Here is a 15,644-nt window from a genome sequence, read left to right as displayed (position 1 = left end):
TCTTAAATTAGGTGATTTCTCTTAATAATTTCCGGTAAACACTCGTTGTGCTGGCCCGGTCATATACAAATGTTGATCTTGATTTGACCACTCAATTTCAAGACAACCTCCGGGTAATTCCACTGTAACAACAAAATCGCAATTTCCTGTTAAAATTCCGGCAACTACAGAAGCACAGGCTCCAGTTCCACAGGCGAGAGTTGCTCCAGCCCCCCGTTCCCATACCCGCATTTTGAGATAATTGCGGTTAATCACTTGAATAAATTCGGTATTGGTGCGTTCGGGGAAAACGGCATGATGTTCAAATAAGGGCCCGATTTCTGCGAGTTTAATTTCCTCAACATCCTCCACAAAGGTAATACAATGGGGGTTTCCCATGCTCACACAGGTAACATTCCAAGAATGTCCAGCTACTAACAAGGGAACATCGACTATTTTCTCATCGGCGGCGACGAGGGTGGTAGGAATTTCCTGGGCTAAAAGTCGCGGAACTCCCATATCTACTTTAACTTGGCCATTGGCTTGTAATACCGGGGTAATCACACCCGCTAGGGTATGGATTTTGTAGCTTACGGGGAAGGTGCTCGGATCGCGGTTTTCCAGTTCAGCGATAAATTTAGCTAAACAGCGAATTCCGTTTCCACACATCTGAGGTTCCGAACCATCGGAGTTGAAAATTCGCATGGTATAGTCAGTGTTGGAGGTTCCACCGAGGGCGAATATCACGCCATCAGCACCAATACCAAAATTGCGATCGCACATTTCTATGGCTTTTTCTGGGGTGATTAGGGGTTCCGACTGATGACGATTATCAATCAGGATGAAATCATTCCCTAAACCGTGATATTTCGTAAATGTAATGGTCATGAATTCCTCCACTTTTATCGTTAGTGTGATTTAGGCGTTTGGGCGAAAGTGAATCAAAAAGTTCAAAATCCCTTACACCTTATATATTATTGTTTTAATGTTGATAAAAACAACTACTTATGTCTGAATTTAATACCGATTTACCCAGTATTCGCAAAGTTCAAGGGTATACCAAGGATAAAAACTCAGTAGAAATTAAACTGCTAACGAATGATCTTCTTCTGGGAACGATTATCTGGCAAGATCCCAACTGTATTTGTTTACAAGACCCAAACAACCTACAAATCTTGATTTGGCGACATTCGATTGCTTTTATTCGTCCGAAATAATAGAAGTTTACCCCGCTCTTTATAGGGAATTGGGTCGATGCTTTAAATAAAGACCGATCTTTATAAAGTTTCTGTAAAACTTCCAGAATTTTTGATAAACAGGGGTGACAAACCAATAAAGTTTGCTATTGTAGTTATTAACAGCTTGTATGTAATCACTCTGGTTGCTGAAATGTCCCACTCTAAGGAGACAAGCAGGGAAACAGAGCTACGAGTTCAGGGTCAAAGTAACCAGTAGGATATTCACACACAGGAGTCCCCATGAAAAATACATTTTTTACAACCTTAATCTCAACCCTAGCTTTAACCGGTATTTGCGCGACCTCAGCCCAAGCGTTTACCTTCAAAACCAACTACACCACAACAGATAAAAGTCAGTGGAAAAGCGACATATCTTTGAGTTCGGTTGAAATTGGTAGTAAGACCTACAGCAATTTCTCCCTGGTCAAAGATGTTAATATTATCCAAAACGATCTCTGGACAGGCGGTAATACAGGCGCAGCCAGTAGCGATAGAGGGGATAATGCTTCAGGAGTTAAGGCAGAAAATCCGACGGGAAGTAATTTAGCAGCTTCCCTGGGTAATTTAAACCTCAGCAATATTATTGATACCGAAGACCGTGGTAAATTTACCCTAGACTTGTTCTTTGGTAAACCTGTTGATAATTTCCTGTTCTTTGAACGGGGCAAAAACAGTAAACTCCAAGTTCAAGCTTTGAATAAAAAAGGTGAATTGACTGGAAACTCAATTCTACTAGATTCATCAAAATGGCAGAACGCGGGTTATAGACTTGATACCAAAGAAATCAGTGGCGCTCAAACAGTAGGGTCTTTAGGAGTCAGTTTGTTTGATTTAGGACTGACCGATGCCAAATCTTTTGGTGGTCTACGGTTAATCAGCAAATCTAATTATGTGGGCCCTGATTTTAAAGTGGTGGGTCTAAATAAGGCTGTTCCTGAACCTGCGACTGTTTTAGGATTAGGTTTAGTCGGTGCTGCTTTAGCAATGTCTCGTCGCAAAAAAGCTCAATAAAGCATATCTGTTGAAGAAACCAACATTAGACATCTTTAAATTGACCACCGCCCCAGGACACAAGACAACAGTTTTATTGGAATTTCATCAATTCTTTACATAAAAGCTAATCTTTGTAAAAGTTCTGTAAAACTTCCAGAATTTTTGATAAACAGGGGTGACAAACCAATAAAGTTTGTTATTGTAGTTATTAACAGCTTGTATGTAATCACTCTGGTTGCTGAGATGTCCCACTCTAAGGAGACAAGCAGGGAAACAGAGCTACGAGTTCAGGGTCAAAGTAACCAGTAGGATATTCACACACAGGAGTCCCCATGAAAAATACATTTTTTACAACCTTAATCTCAACCCTAGCTTTAACCGGTATTTGCGCGACCTCAGCCCAAGCGTTTACCTTCAAAACCAACTACACCACATCAGATACAAGTGAGTGGAAAAGCGACATCTCTTTGAGTTCGGTTGAAATTGGCAGTAAGACCTACAGCAATTTCTCCCTGGTCAAAGATGTTAATATCATCCAAAACGATCTCTGGACAGGTGATAATACAGGCGCAGCCAGTAGCGACAGAGGGGATAATGCTTCTGGAGTTCAGGTAGAAAATCCAACGGGAAGTAATTTAGCAGCCTCTCTAGGAAATTTAAATCTCAGCAATATTATTGATAGCGAAGACGGTGGCAAATTTACCCTAGACTTGTTCTTTGGTAAACCTGTTGATAATTTCCTGTTCTTTGAACGGGGCAAAAACAGTAAACTCCAAGTTCAAGCTTTGAATAAAAAAGGTGAATTGACTGGAAACTCAATTCTACTAGATTCATCGGGATGGAAGGACGCGGGTTATAGACTTGATACCACAGAAATCGGTAGTGCTCAAACAGTAGGGTCTTTAGGAGTCAGTTTGTTAGATTTAGGACTGACCGATTCCAAGTCTTTTGGTGGTCTACGGTTAATCAGCGAATCTAATTATGGTGGCCCTGATTTTAAAGTGGTGGGTCTAAATAAGGCTGTTCCTGAACCTGCGACTGTTTTAGGATTAGGTTTAGTCGGTGCTGCTTTAGCAATGTCTCGTCGCAAAAAAGCTCAATAAAGCATATCTGTTGAATTAGTTAATATTAGATATCCCTGAATTAACCGCCGCCCCATGAAGTGAAAACATGATGGGGTGGCAATTTGATTTTATAGGGATATCAGGGAACACCGGAACAAGATTCTTCTCAGTAGATATAGCAGACTAATCCATCAAGGTAATATTAGACAACTGACCACAACGACAAATCGGACAAGCATAGGTTTCTTTTGAGATGATTAACAGCTTAATCATATTCAAAGTTTTTCAATTTAGGAATCCCGAACCAAAAATCCGTGGGAATTAGGGTTTTCAGGGTGGGATCGTGACCGCCGACTTGATGGGTGCGGAGAATCCAGAGATAGGCGCCTAATTGTAGGAAAATCATGGCAATTTTATCATTAATTAATCGCGGTAATAATGAGCGCCAACTAGAGCCTAATTGAGATAAGGTTTTTAAGGGAGTTTCTTCAGTAAAACGCCCTAAAGTTGGAGAACCATATCGCCAATCTTTTCGGGCTTTCCCTCCAGCAGTTAAAATACTTTCTAAACTTGCTACTAAGGTGGCTAATTGAAGAAATCTTTCGGTTTGTTCGTGGTGGGGATTTTCCCGCAACCATTTCATTAATAAAGGATTTAATTCAAACTGCGCCAGCATTCTTCTTAAGGATAAATACAAGGCTTGACTGGAATCTTGAGAACAGGAATTAATTGCACTTACAAAAGTAGTTCCAGTTCCATCTCCAACCCGATATCGAGCCGTCATAATATCGAGTTCATTAATAACAATATCTAAGGGAGAAAACTTGAAACTATCAAAATCATAATCTTGGGTTAGGGGATCAAATTTAATTAGAATATCGGTAAAGGGACGAGATCCTAACCAACCAAATTGACGATCGCCACTATACCTTGTCCAGTCTAAACTTCCTGAGATGATTCCATCACAATTATGGGTATAAATTTGGCGATATGCGATGTTAAATCGCAATTCTTGGGTAAGGCGATCGCGCACGACTGTAGCGATTCCATAGGCAAAATGTCCGAAATAAATCCCAAAGGGAGTATTATCTCCATTCGGCCCGCCAATGCCTCCATAAACGTGCATTAATAAGGCTCTATCTCCTTCTTTCCAGATGGATTCCGGCACAATAGAATCCGTCGAATTATTCTGATTTGGATTGAGGAAAATTGTCTTAACTTGTCCTTGGGGAGTGACTTGATTTTTCCAGTATTCCCAGTTAATATAATCCAGGGTTTTTTGTTGTCCTGAAATTACCAAATCAGGAGTTAAAGAAAATAATTGATAGGGTGCGATCGCCTGTACTACAAACTGACCATCAATATTTTTTTGTCCGAATATATACCACCCAGAAGCATTAACCGGAGATTGTTCTAAATCCTGATTTATTGAAGATAAAGCCCCATCCCTGTTAGCAATCACAGAGGGCAAATAGACCCTTTCTTCAGGGCCGTTAAGTTGTTGAGAGGCGGGAGAATAATGACGTACCAAAAAGAAGTCATTGCCTAAATTTTCAATAAACCGAACCAGCGCATAAAATCGGCCAGTAATTTCAATTGGATCATTTTGAATATAAAGACTTGGACGTTCTAAACCCGTATCTTTCAAGACCACAGGATCTTTTAACACCACAATCACATCATCCTGGGGTCTAGCTCCAGCCATGGATTCTAAGGGATCAACTTTTGACCAACTATTGATTCTTTCTGGGTGAATATTGCCTTGGGATTGACTAACTTTTACCTGATCAATAAAGTTAACATCTTGGGTGACTAATTTAACTCTTTCCTTGACAGAAGAAACCTGTAAATCCCATCTTAAATTAACAATTTGTCCGACTCGATGCTGATGGGATGAATCAGCATGATAAATCTCAAATAATACGCCCTGCACCTGTTCCCGCTCTGATAATTTAGGTAAAATTAATCGACCTATCCAATTGCCTACGGGTTGATATAACTCTGGATTAAGAGTTTGTTTAACTGGATAATATGCAACTTGATTAAATGGGGCTTTTTTGTAGAGTTCATAGTTACTAGATTTTTTGAAAATATTAGGATCTAGGCCAGTAATTTCCCAATTTTCTAATAAAATTCCAGTCACAATATCAACGGTTTGTTGCAGGTGGGTTTTGCCATTTGGTAGTTGATGATCTCCCATCGGGCCACCCATCATATTATGTCCCACTGGCCCCAGAGAGATAAAACTGATTTTTCCCCGCCGTTTAGCAAAATTCCAGTTTGATAACAGAGAAAACGGCCAGCGTCCAGGGAAAATAATCGCCCCCACTTTTTCAACGCTATCCTTATCCCCAACTAGATGATATAGATGTTCTGTTACCATTGTCCCCGTATTTCCACTGATCACACCAGCAATAGAAATTACTGTGATCGGGGCTTTAATGGTACGTTTGAGAAAGGTTACAGCCCCCATGGACATTTGACCACCACCACTGTAGCCCACCAATGTCACCGGAATTTCACTACCGACGGGATAACCATAGCTAAGTAAACTATTATACAAGACTTGTGCCAGACCTTGATTTTGAATCGGGCCGTAACGCGGATCGGCTGAAACTGCTACGGAGACGACATTTCTGGCATTAATGATAAAACCAATTGGGTTAGCAGGATTTTGAACCACCATGGAGTCAATTATCCGCCACAAAAAGGATAATAACCGATTTTCAGTTAAGGGTTTATTAGTAACAGAATAGGGCATAATCCCTTTAACAATCGCTACATTATCGGGAGTGGCAATGGCAAGGGCATCTAAAAAACGTTCAACTTCTGGTAAATATTGATAGGAGCCTTGATTGATCCCATCTAAATACATAACATAGTGATTTACTGGAGTATCAATATTGTGATTTTTGACTAATGTTCCAGTATTTTCTAAGGGTTTAACTCCATACCATCCTGCCCACCAAGTTAAGGATTCTAAGGGTGTTAGGACAATAGAAATTAACAAGGCAATTAAACTAAAATTAACTAATTTCAAGCCCAATCTAAAGCTATGATTGAGTAGACTAAAACCTATGGTTAAGGGGTTATTAGAATTAGGATATAAAATAAAAACTAATAATAAACCTAATAATGCTAGGGCGACAAATTTAACAGTAGAGGAAGTTTTTTGTTTAGGAATATCTTCTTGTTGTTCGGCTTCTAACCAGATTTCCTTGCCAACGGTCAGAATTTGAGGCTCATTCCCGTCATACATGACCATTTCTTCTAGTTTTTTCGGGTCAGTAATTAATGAAGTTCCCGCCACCGAATTAGATAACCAACGACTAAAGGCTAAAATCGGACGACCAATAGTTCGTTGTACAATTTGGAGGACGACCCAGCCAATTAAAGTACAAATAAAGACAGACCAATCTTCAAATCCGGCAACGCTTTCTAATCCTACAAATTGAGCGAGTAAACTCCAAATTGAAAGTAATACCCCTATCGCAATTCCCATATAAGGTAAGGCGATTAAAAACCCCAACATTTGGGGGGCATAACTGAGTCCTAATGTTTTAAAAATCAGATTAAAACTGAGAGAAACATCAAAAAATAAGTTACTTGCAATCCAAATACTTCCCGCCCACAATCCATAACTTAAAGCAAAAACAATCGCAGAAATTCCTAAGCTGAGAAAAAAACGAATCGGTGTAACTTTATTAGCAAATAAAACAATACATTGTCCAATGGCTTGTGATAAACCAGCGATCAGAACAATAATTAATGCTACGGTGAGGCCATCGGGTAAGGTATTGATTTGATCAAAAACCTCTGGGTTGAGGGCAAATGCCCCTGAAACCAGATGCCAGAATTGGTTAAATGCGGTTTCCATAAAACAAAAATTTACAAAGATGCAATTAATGGTTTTTAAGTGGTTTCAAGTGTAACCTGAACGACTCTAAAAAGCAATATTTAGTCTGGATTATGGTTAAATCAATTTATCTTTCAACCGTTAAATAAATTTTAATCCTTTACTTACTGTGATGTAGTCTAACAATTAAATAACTGATTGATAGGGCTAAAATCGCAATAGCCAGTCCAATCAAATCTTGACCTCCTTTTTTATCGAGATCAAAAATAATGATTTTTCGTCCTACCGCAATTAAAGAGGTAACAATCACTAACTCAACTTGGATAACGTGCTTTTTCAAGTAGGATGAAATATTCTCTAAAATCTCTAAGGCAATCAAAACATTTAAGAATAATCCGAAAATTTCAAACAAAGAATCTTTAAATATTAGGGAAGAATCTGTTAATAATTTTTGGGCTAAATATACAATTAGTTGACCACAGCAAACTATGATAATGATTACCATAGCAATTGATAAGGTTTTAGCGATCGCCACTTGAATTTCTTCTAATATTATTAAGAAATTTTCGTCGCTAAACCAATGGGTGAGGGATTCAAAAAAAGTTCTTTTGCGTGACATAGTGACCCGTGAATTGGAGTTAAACAAACTAATATCAATATATAATTTATAGTCAGTTAATGCAAGACTATTCTTTAAAATCAATCTAACTATTCCCTAAATCCAGTTTCAAAGGTTTCTGGGCAGAATTTAACAATCATATCTATGTAGTTGATTTCTGACATACCTAAAAATAGAATGGTTAGATAAAAGGATATTGTAGAATGTCTTAAAATGCAAGAATCAGCGTATACTAATTATTTAGGTTAATTTACATCCCATTAATTAAATGCCGAGTTTAACTGAAATCCATAGTTTAGGATTCCAAATCCCATTAGTTGCCGGGTGGTTAGGTTTAATTTTAGTAGTAGCAGAAGGACTAAATCGGGTTTTTGCTGTTAATGCGGAAGTTTCGCGTAAAATTGTTCATATTGGCACGGGAAATGTGATTCTACTGGCTTGGTGGCTGAATATTCCAGCATGGGTTGGAATTACAGCGAGTGTAATTTCAGGAATTATTGCTATTATTTCCCATCAAACCCCAATTCTTCCTAGTATTAATAGTGTGGGACGAAAAAGTTTAGGAACGTTTTTTTATGCGATTAGTATTGGGGTTTTAATTGGTTGGTTTTGGACAATCAAACAACCTCAATATGCGGCTTTGGGTATTTTAATTATGGCTTGGGGGGATGGTTTAGCGGCGGTTATTGGTCAACAATGGGGTCAACATAAATATCAAGTTTTTGGTAATGGTAAAAGCTGGGAAGGTTCCTTAACAATGCTATTTGTTAGTTTGATGATTTGCAGTTTTATTTTATTAGCAACTGAGGGGAATAATCAAATAAATTGGAGTATTTCAATAGCTGTAGCAATTATAGCTACGGGATTAGAAACCTTTTCAAAGTATGGAATTGATAATCTAACTGTTCCTTTAGGGAGTGCGTCACTAGCTTTTTTCCTGAATCAAATTCTTTAGGGAACAGGCTGCGTCGTTATATAATTTAACCACAAAGATAAAAAGAAGTTGTAAACACGCTTCTATATGTTCAATATTTTATTACCTAAATAATCATAAATCCCCCATAACTCCTATGGGGGATTTATGATTATTTTGAAACACATAATAATATTTGAATACAATTATTTCTAGTGTTTCCAACGAGGATCTTTGTTAGGATTACCTTCAAATGGTTGTGTACCTACCGATGGGTAAACATCATCGCTAACAATAAACATCCGCCCAGCGGCTTCAGTTAAATAGGTCATCATTTCTTTAAGAGAACGTAAAATATTCATAATTCCTAACCTCAACTCTACTATTCAGGCTTTTATACTAATCATTCTATCGGAAAAAATTAGAAAGTGTGCAGATCTGCAACATTTATTTGCAATTTTGTATTTACTGAAGTTATACAATCTGTTAAAATTGTCAGAAATACTTAATTTACCTGGTTCGGGGTTTGGTCTTCTTGCCCAACCCCTACAAACCCGATTAAGGTTTAAGACTGCAATCCTTTTAAGACCTTATCGGTAAAAGCATTAATTGATTTACCCACGTTTTTTTTCAATTTCCAGGCTTTAAAAGCTGCTTCATAATCCTCTCCTTCTAGTTGATAGGTTTTCCAAGCTCTGAGGGTTAAAAACAATCCCCAAGTTAAAAAGACAAAGGCTGCAAATCCGATTCCATGCCAAATTACTAGGTTAATTAAAATCAAGAAAGAGTTAACAATCCCAAATTGAATTAGATTTTGTTTCAGTCGATTTTGGCGATAAGCGTTAAAAACTAACTTTTCATCGGCTTCTTGTTTTTGTAAATTCCATTGCTGTTCAGCAAGTTCTAAATCCCGGGGAGAAATTCCTAAATCTTTGGCAATGTCTAACAAATCTTGACGAGTCATTTCCTCGTTATCTTGTTTACGACAAATCGCAATATGCAGAATTTCTTGTATATCTTCCTGTAGATAGGTTGGGGTAATTTGAATGTCTGAGTTGGTCATAACTTTTTCTGATCAAGCTAAAATACGAATAGGACGAGGTTTACAGGTAATCTGCAACCCTAATAATATGAAATCTTAATCTAGCCTAACCTATCCTATCAGGGTATAGGGCGAGTTCTAGGGGCGAGATTTAAGATAAAGTTAAAAAAAGTCGGTCATCAATAACGTTACCCGGAGAATCGTTCATGAATCTGGTTGTACTCCAGAATGGATTAGATAATATTTCTTTTGCCATTTTGTTTATCACCCTATTGTTGTATTGGGTGGGGGCGGCGTTTCCTAATATTCCCTATTTGTCGGTGTTGGGTACTGCGTCCATGGCGATCGCTAATCTCTCCATTGTCGCATTATTAGGGGCAAGATGGATTGAAGCGGGTTACTTCCCGATTAGTAATCTCTATGAATCCCTGTTTTTCCTCACTTGGGGTTTGACGACCATTCATCTGATTGCTGAAGAAATGAGTCGCAGTCGCTTAGTCGGGGTAGTCACCTCTCCGGTAGCGATGGGAATTGCGGCGTTTGCCACCCTAAAGTTACCGCCCCAAATGCGGGTCGCTGAACCCCTTGTCCCGGCATTGAAGTCTAATTGGTTAATGATGCACGTTAGCGTCATGATGTTGAGTTATGCAACATTAATGGTGGGATCTCTATTAGCGATCGCCTTTTTAATTCTGACTAGGGGACAGGAAATCGAGTTAAGTGGAAGTTCTCTAGGAACTCGGATTTCCCGAAATCATCATAAACCCGTTACCAATGGGATCAATTATACTCCAGAAATCGTTACGGAGTCCCACCCCAAAGGGTTCACGACCAATGGTAATGGCACAACGGCCGTGTTAGAGTTCGTCAAAACCGACAACCCAGAATCAGTTACCAGGCTTTCCCCACAGCGATTAACCTTAGTGGAAACTATTGACAATATCAGTTATCGGATTATTGGATTAGGATTTCCGCTTTTAACCATTGGGATTATTTCCGGGGGGGTCTGGGCGAATGAAGCCTGGGGTTCCTATTGGAGTTGGGACCCGAAAGAAACTTGGGCGTTAATTACTTGGTTAGTGTTTGCGGCCTATTTACACGCCAGAATTACTCGCGGTTGGCAAGGTCGAAAACCTGCTATTTTAGCTGCTACGGGGTTTGTGGTGGTCTGGGTATGCTATTTAGGAGTTAATCTATTAGGAAAAGGTTTACATTCCTACGGTTGGTTTTTCTAAATTAGTTAATCCTTAGTACAAAATACAATTTTCAGGACATAAACATGAGCGATTTTACCTCTATTCTCGGTGATGATGATGTGATTAATACCAGTGAAAGTGCATTGATGTTTCAATGTACTTTTAAGGCTAGTGAATTTCTGTCAATTATGGAATCCAAGTTAGAGGAAGAAAATTTATTTAAGGAAGGAATTGAGTGTCAAATCTTGCGTCCGGGCCAATCTTGGAAAACCGGAAAATTTCGGATTTGTTTAGAATTTTGTTCCGATGAACCTGAAGTTGAAGCTGAAGCCAAAGGAGGTGTCCCAACTTCTGAATATGCTCCTCCTACGGTTCCCTCTGAATCGAATACTGACCTACCACCTTTTGTTAACCAACCAACTAAAAGTGTCGGAATGTGGAGTTAGTTATTAGTTGAAAATTTAACAAATTTTATTAATGTTCAAAGTTCAAGAGATTTAATTTTGAATTTTGAACATTTTTTTGTAGTAGTAAGCCCTTCAGGGCTTATTAGAGGCGTGAACGCCTCACTACAAAATATGTTAATCAAGATAGCACAATCCTTTGTAATCAATACCTGCTATTTTATTATTGGTTTGGAGGATTTTAACGATTGTTGGCTCCAATTTGAATTAAATTATTTTCTTTATAATTTATTTTTGACTCAATTAACTTCATATCTTCTTCGCCTTGTTCTGGATTCAATAAGGAAGGATCATGATAAGAGTCTTCTTCTGGAACATAAGAATCAGGTAAATTTTCAGGGAGTATCCAAAAAGTATTTTTAACTTCTAAATCATTATCAATATCAATCGCATAATGAAAAGCATCAACAGGATTTAAAATTAAATCTCTTAGAGAAACTTTACCGAGTAGATAGTCCTGCAAAGAATTTTTAGTTACTCGGAAAACTAGCCATCTATTATCAACTGAATTAACATCAGACCAACAATAAAGATAGCTTTCTCCAGATTCATTTTCCAATAACGATACTAATGGCCCATCAAAATAAATTAGATCAGCCACATATTGAAGATTAAGGGGAAATTTATTTAAAGGACAACCATTTAAAGTATTCATCAGCTTAATTTATTTCTAATTGATTAATAATTTTAAATTTCTGTGATAAGTCTGTATGTTGATATTCATGAAGACTAAAATGTCCTTTTTGATCTACTGATGAAGCTATACCATCAGTCTTGTCAATACTTCCTTTTGCCAAGTGGGTTCCTAAGATTTGACTGATATTTGGTCGGTTTTTTATTAGTTGGTTATAGCGTTGTTCTGCATGGTTTCGAGTATCAAATAATGACAGAGCATAACCTTGACAACATTGTTGAGGTGTATTAAATTTTCGGTGAGGTTTTATGATCAGAACAGGTAAAAAACTATTTTTTGACTGTTCATGATTTTCCTCAAATATAAACCGATAAGCTGTCATTTCTATGTGTTGATAATCTGAAGGTGGACAATTAGAAAGTTCATTAATATATTCTTGATACTTAAACGTCAATCATTAACCTCCTAATTTAGTTGATCATAACATTCAGTCTATCATAACACTTTACAAAACACAAGGTTTACTGTAGAGAACTTAACCTCTCTACAGTAAACATGATCCTAAATTAACCAGGATTACGCCATAAGACTTTGGGCATAATTTGGCTATTATCAACCCGATTCTTATACTTAATGGCAAAATTCAACAAAGAATCTAACAGAGAATCAGATAGAAAATGGGGCTGTAATCCTAAATCCAATAGATTAGTATTCTTAGCGTTGAAATAATGTTCTTCTAGTTCAACACGAGGATTAGGAATATTTTCGATTTCCACATCTAACCCTAACGCAATTCCCGCTTTTTTTACCATCATTGCTAAGTCACCAACGCTATGCAATTCGGTAAACTGATTAAACACCCGGAATTGTCCAGAATCCGCCGGATTTTCTAATGCTAATTCGATACATCGTACCGTATCCCGAATATCTAAAAAGGCTCTAGTTTGTCCGCCTTTTCCATACACTGTTAAGGGATGACCAATGGCGGCTTGAATACAGAAACGGTTCAAAGCCGTTCCAAACACGCCATCATAGTCGAGACGGTTAATTAACAACTCATCCATCCCGGTTTCTTCTGTTAACACCCCATAAACCACACCTTGGTTTAAATCCGTTGCTCGCAGACCCCAAATTTTACAAGCAAAATGGATATTATGGCTGTCATGAACTTTGGATAAATGATAGAAACTGCCCGGTTGTTTGGGATAGGGTAAAGTATCCTTACGACCGTTATGTTCGATGGTAATATATCCTTCCTCAATATCAATATTGGGGGTTCCATATTCTCCCATCGTTCCTAACTTCACCAAATGACAATTAGGAAAATGTTCCTGCATGGCATACAATAAATTTAGGTTGCCAATTACGTTGTTAGCTTGGGTGAGAACAGCGTGTTCTCTATCAATCATTGAAAAGGGTGCAGAACGTTGTTCTCCGAAGTGAATAATGGCTTCGGGTTCAAACTTTAGCAAACTTTTGATCAGGAAATCGTAGTTGTTAATATCCCCAATAAATAGGTCAATTGATTTTCCGGTTAAATCTTGCCAACGCTGAATCCGTTGCTTAATTGGAGCAATCGGAGTTAGTGTATCAATACACAGTTGTTGATCCCAATAACGTCGAACTAAACTATCCAGAATACCGACTTCATAGCCACGATTGGACAAATACAACGCTGTGGCCCAACCGCAGTAGCCATCACCACCAATAACCAGGACTTTCATAAATACACTTTTTGAATCTTGATGTGCCAATACTCGGTAAATTTATCAGGAAAGGGGATCAAATTTTTACCTCGTCAGCAAAACTTGTCCAGCGCACAAATTGAAATGGCCCTGCTAAAGCTCCCCAAAGTTGTTCATCGGTTTCGGGGTCGCGTCCTCGGTCGTGACTAATAAAGTGGTGTTCATCAATTTCAAATTCACTCGCTAAATAGGTGACGTTTCCTTTGCGTTCCACCATACATCCTTTCCCTGGTTCCACTTCCCCTTTAAAACTATGTCCTGTCCAATGGGTAATAAAAGAACATTTTTCCATTTTTTTTAATCGTTCTTTTGTTAACCCTTGAAGTCTTTCCGGTTCCCGGGATGCACCATGAAATTCGGCTTCATTTTCAATCACATAATTCTCAATTTCAATGTGATTTTCCACCGCTACTAATTTTAATACCCGCACTCGATAGGGTTGTTTTAAGTTAATATCATAAGCCTGTTCTAAATACAAGCTCACCCCATCTAATAATTCTGTTGGTAGGGGACGCATACACACCCGAATATGGGCAAAAAACGGTGGGTTTTCAAAGGCTTGGGCTTGGTTACTGAAGTCCGCCGCCATTAATTGTGCTAATTTGATAGTATCGGTGGAATGACTCATGACTTTTATCAAAGTTGATCAACTTCGTTTTTTAGGATACAACGTAATCAGGAATTAAGAGAAAAAATTTCTAATCTCTGATGTTATCTGATCTCAAACTGAATAATAGAAACTCAGTTCCATCATTTTGATGATTTAAAATTACTAGACTTTGACTTCCATCGGGTAAACGAGATCCTAGGGTCATTCCGGTTAAATTGGGAACAGTTATTCCTAGGTCTTGTAAATCTAATAATAGTTTTTTTCGCACGGGTTGGATTTTGCTTAAGTCTCCTTTTAAACTCGCAATACGGGAGGTATCCGTTGCATCTCCGGTGAATAATTGATAAATTTTTCCACTGTCTCCCGATTGTTCTAAACTCAGAAAAATTCCGCTTTGACCTGCTACAATATTAACTAACTTTTGAGAGGTTTTATCCAAAAGATATAGGGTTTCTGAAACTAAAAAAGAGGCTCGATCTGCAATTACATAATGTAATAATCTTAATTTAGTTTCATCCTCTGGATCTCGATCTTGAATTAATGGTTTTTCGGTGACAGTAAATAACCGAAAGGGATCTCGACCATCGGGACTAAAGCCATCGGGAGAAATAGTTAAGGCTTTAAAGCCGAATTGGGGTTCTATTCCTCGAATTTGGTCAGAGTCTTTGAATTGGGGAAGATAAAAGGAGGAAAGAGGAACTGTATTTTTCAGTTGTCCGGTTGTTAAATCATATTCAGCAATAGACGGAGGAAGCTCGGATTTTTCTAAAGTTTTTGTGGAAATAAAAACGGAATTTCGAGGAGAAAAGGCAATACTATCTGGATAAAGTTGGCTGTCCGATAGGGGTTGATTTTGTTGATTTTTGAGAATAGTTGAATTTTCTAGGCTGATATCTTGTAAATTCATCGACCCGGAAGGGTTTAAATCGAATTTGATAGTCTGGATTTTTGCGGAAGCATCGGTTAACCCATAGAACCTAATTCCTTCATCCGTTGGGTTTCCATACCCGGGTATTTTGTAAGTTAGGGATGAAAAAGTACCGCCGGGTTGATCATTAAATAGAATGAATTTTGAGAGTTCATACTTCTCTAAAAAGTTTAGAGATAAATCAACAAAAAATCGAGATTCCGCCGATACTTGGGGAACGGAACAAGCTGTTAAAAAGACAAAGCTACAGCCTAAAACCATCAGACTTTTAACCCATTTTTTCCAAACTTTCACCTTTCTCTCCTCCCTAACGCTCCGATTCTGATTATCCCATATTATTGCTTTTTCGGTCAATTCGGCCCA

16 protein-coding genes are annotated in these 15,644 nt (G+C 38.1%); 6 read left to right on the top strand and 10 right to left on the bottom strand.

What is annotated here, in order from left to right:
- Nucleotides 1–21: 21 nt before the first annotated feature.
- Nucleotides 22–867, bottom strand: a complete 846-nt coding sequence (gene dapF / locus NMG86_RS13185) for a diaminopimelate epimerase (RefSeq protein WP_026797821.1) — start codon at nucleotides 865–867, stop codon at nucleotides 22–24.
- Between the two features lie 119 nt (nucleotides 868–986).
- Between dapF and NMG86_RS13180 the strand changes: the two genes are divergently transcribed.
- From NMG86_RS13180 to NMG86_RS13170, 3 genes are all read left to right on the top strand, one after another.
- Nucleotides 987–1,196 (top strand): Hfq-related RNA-binding protein, encoded by a 210-nt coding sequence (locus NMG86_RS13180; RefSeq protein ID WP_026794080.1) that lies wholly within the window; start codon nucleotides 987–989, stop codon nucleotides 1,194–1,196.
- Nucleotides 1,197–1,457: 261 nt separating this feature from the next.
- Nucleotides 1,458–2,228 (top strand): exosortase-dependent surface protein XDP2, encoded by a 771-nt coding sequence (locus tag NMG86_RS13175; protein ID WP_026798656.1) that lies wholly within the window; start codon nucleotides 1,458–1,460, stop codon nucleotides 2,226–2,228.
- Between the two features lie 314 nt (nucleotides 2,229–2,542).
- Nucleotides 2,543–3,313, top strand: a complete 771-nt coding sequence (locus NMG86_RS13170; protein ID WP_026797820.1) for an exosortase-dependent surface protein XDP2 — start codon at nucleotides 2,543–2,545, stop codon at nucleotides 3,311–3,313.
- Between the two features lie 226 nt (nucleotides 3,314–3,539).
- Here NMG86_RS13170 and NMG86_RS13165 read toward each other — a convergent pair whose 3' ends face one another.
- Nucleotides 3,540–7,151: a Yip1 family protein gene (locus tag NMG86_RS13165; RefSeq protein WP_026797819.1), complete on the bottom strand. Its 3,612-nt coding sequence runs from the start codon at nucleotides 7,149–7,151 to the stop codon at nucleotides 3,540–3,542.
- 139 nt (nucleotides 7,152–7,290) lie between these two features.
- Nucleotides 7,291–7,749 carry a phosphate-starvation-inducible PsiE family protein gene (locus NMG86_RS13160; RefSeq protein WP_026786576.1) on the bottom strand — a complete coding sequence of 153 codons (459 nt, stop codon included), beginning with the start codon at nucleotides 7,747–7,749 and terminating at the stop codon, nucleotides 7,291–7,293.
- 268 nt (nucleotides 7,750–8,017) lie between these two features.
- On the opposite strand from NMG86_RS13160, the gene NMG86_RS13155 reads away from it, so the two are divergent.
- Nucleotides 8,018–8,704: a diacylglycerol/polyprenol kinase family protein gene (locus NMG86_RS13155; RefSeq protein WP_026797818.1), complete on the top strand. Its 687-nt coding sequence runs from the start codon at nucleotides 8,018–8,020 to the stop codon at nucleotides 8,702–8,704.
- A 170-nt stretch (nucleotides 8,705–8,874) separates the two neighbouring features.
- On the opposite strand, the gene NMG86_RS13150 is transcribed toward NMG86_RS13155, so the two are convergent.
- Entirely contained in the window at nucleotides 8,875–9,024 is a 150-nt protein-coding gene (locus tag NMG86_RS13150; protein ID WP_162832328.1) for a hypothetical protein, read from the bottom strand.
- A 203-nt stretch (nucleotides 9,025–9,227) separates the two neighbouring features.
- Nucleotides 9,228–9,725: a 2TM domain-containing protein gene (locus NMG86_RS13145; protein ID WP_026797817.1), complete on the bottom strand. Its 498-nt coding sequence runs from the start codon at nucleotides 9,723–9,725 to the stop codon at nucleotides 9,228–9,230.
- Between the two features lie 185 nt (nucleotides 9,726–9,910).
- Between NMG86_RS13145 and ccsB the strand changes: the two genes are divergently transcribed.
- Both ccsB and NMG86_RS13135 read left to right on the top strand, forming a co-directional pair.
- On the top strand, nucleotides 9,911–10,939 hold the full coding sequence (ccsB, locus tag NMG86_RS13140) for a c-type cytochrome biogenesis protein CcsB (protein ID WP_026786579.1): 1,029 nt from the start codon (nucleotides 9,911–9,913) through the stop codon (nucleotides 10,937–10,939).
- Nucleotides 10,940–10,983: 44 nt separating this feature from the next.
- Nucleotides 10,984–11,346 (top strand): KGK domain-containing protein, encoded by a 363-nt coding sequence (locus NMG86_RS13135; protein ID WP_051319797.1) that lies wholly within the window; start codon nucleotides 10,984–10,986, stop codon nucleotides 11,344–11,346.
- Between the two features lie 199 nt (nucleotides 11,347–11,545).
- On the opposite strand, the gene NMG86_RS13130 is transcribed toward NMG86_RS13135, so the two are convergent.
- The 5 genes from NMG86_RS13130 to NMG86_RS13110 all read right to left on the bottom strand — a co-directional run bounded on the left by NMG86_RS13130 (nucleotide 11,546) and on the right by NMG86_RS13110 (nucleotide 15,575).
- On the bottom strand, nucleotides 11,546–12,019 hold the full coding sequence (locus NMG86_RS13130; protein ID WP_026786580.1) for a DUF6575 domain-containing protein: 474 nt from the start codon (nucleotides 12,017–12,019) through the stop codon (nucleotides 11,546–11,548).
- Between the two features lie 4 nt (nucleotides 12,020–12,023).
- Nucleotides 12,024–12,452, bottom strand: a complete 429-nt coding sequence (locus NMG86_RS13125; RefSeq protein ID WP_026786581.1) for a hypothetical protein — start codon at nucleotides 12,450–12,452, stop codon at nucleotides 12,024–12,026.
- A 112-nt stretch (nucleotides 12,453–12,564) separates the two neighbouring features.
- Complete coding sequence (locus tag NMG86_RS13120) at nucleotides 12,565–13,722, bottom strand: NAD-dependent epimerase/dehydratase family protein (RefSeq protein ID WP_026786582.1); 1,158 nt, start codon at nucleotides 13,720–13,722, stop codon at nucleotides 12,565–12,567.
- 58 nt (nucleotides 13,723–13,780) lie between these two features.
- Nucleotides 13,781–14,371 carry a chromophore lyase CpcT/CpeT gene (locus tag NMG86_RS13115; protein ID WP_026786583.1) on the bottom strand — a complete coding sequence of 197 codons (591 nt, stop codon included), beginning with the start codon at nucleotides 14,369–14,371 and terminating at the stop codon, nucleotides 13,781–13,783.
- A gap of 70 nt (nucleotides 14,372–14,441) precedes the next feature.
- On the bottom strand, nucleotides 14,442–15,575 hold the full coding sequence (locus tag NMG86_RS13110) for an esterase-like activity of phytase family protein (protein ID WP_051319798.1): 1,134 nt from the start codon (nucleotides 15,573–15,575) through the stop codon (nucleotides 14,442–14,444).
- Nucleotides 15,576–15,644 lie beyond the last annotated feature (69 nt).

Origin of the sequence: Planktothrix rubescens CCAP 1459/22 (assembly GCA_904830895.1) — a bacterium.
Lineage (GTDB): Bacteria > Cyanobacteriota > Cyanobacteriia > Cyanobacteriales > Microcoleaceae > Planktothrix > Planktothrix agardhii.
This window is presented reverse-complemented; position numbering and strand designations above follow the sequence as displayed.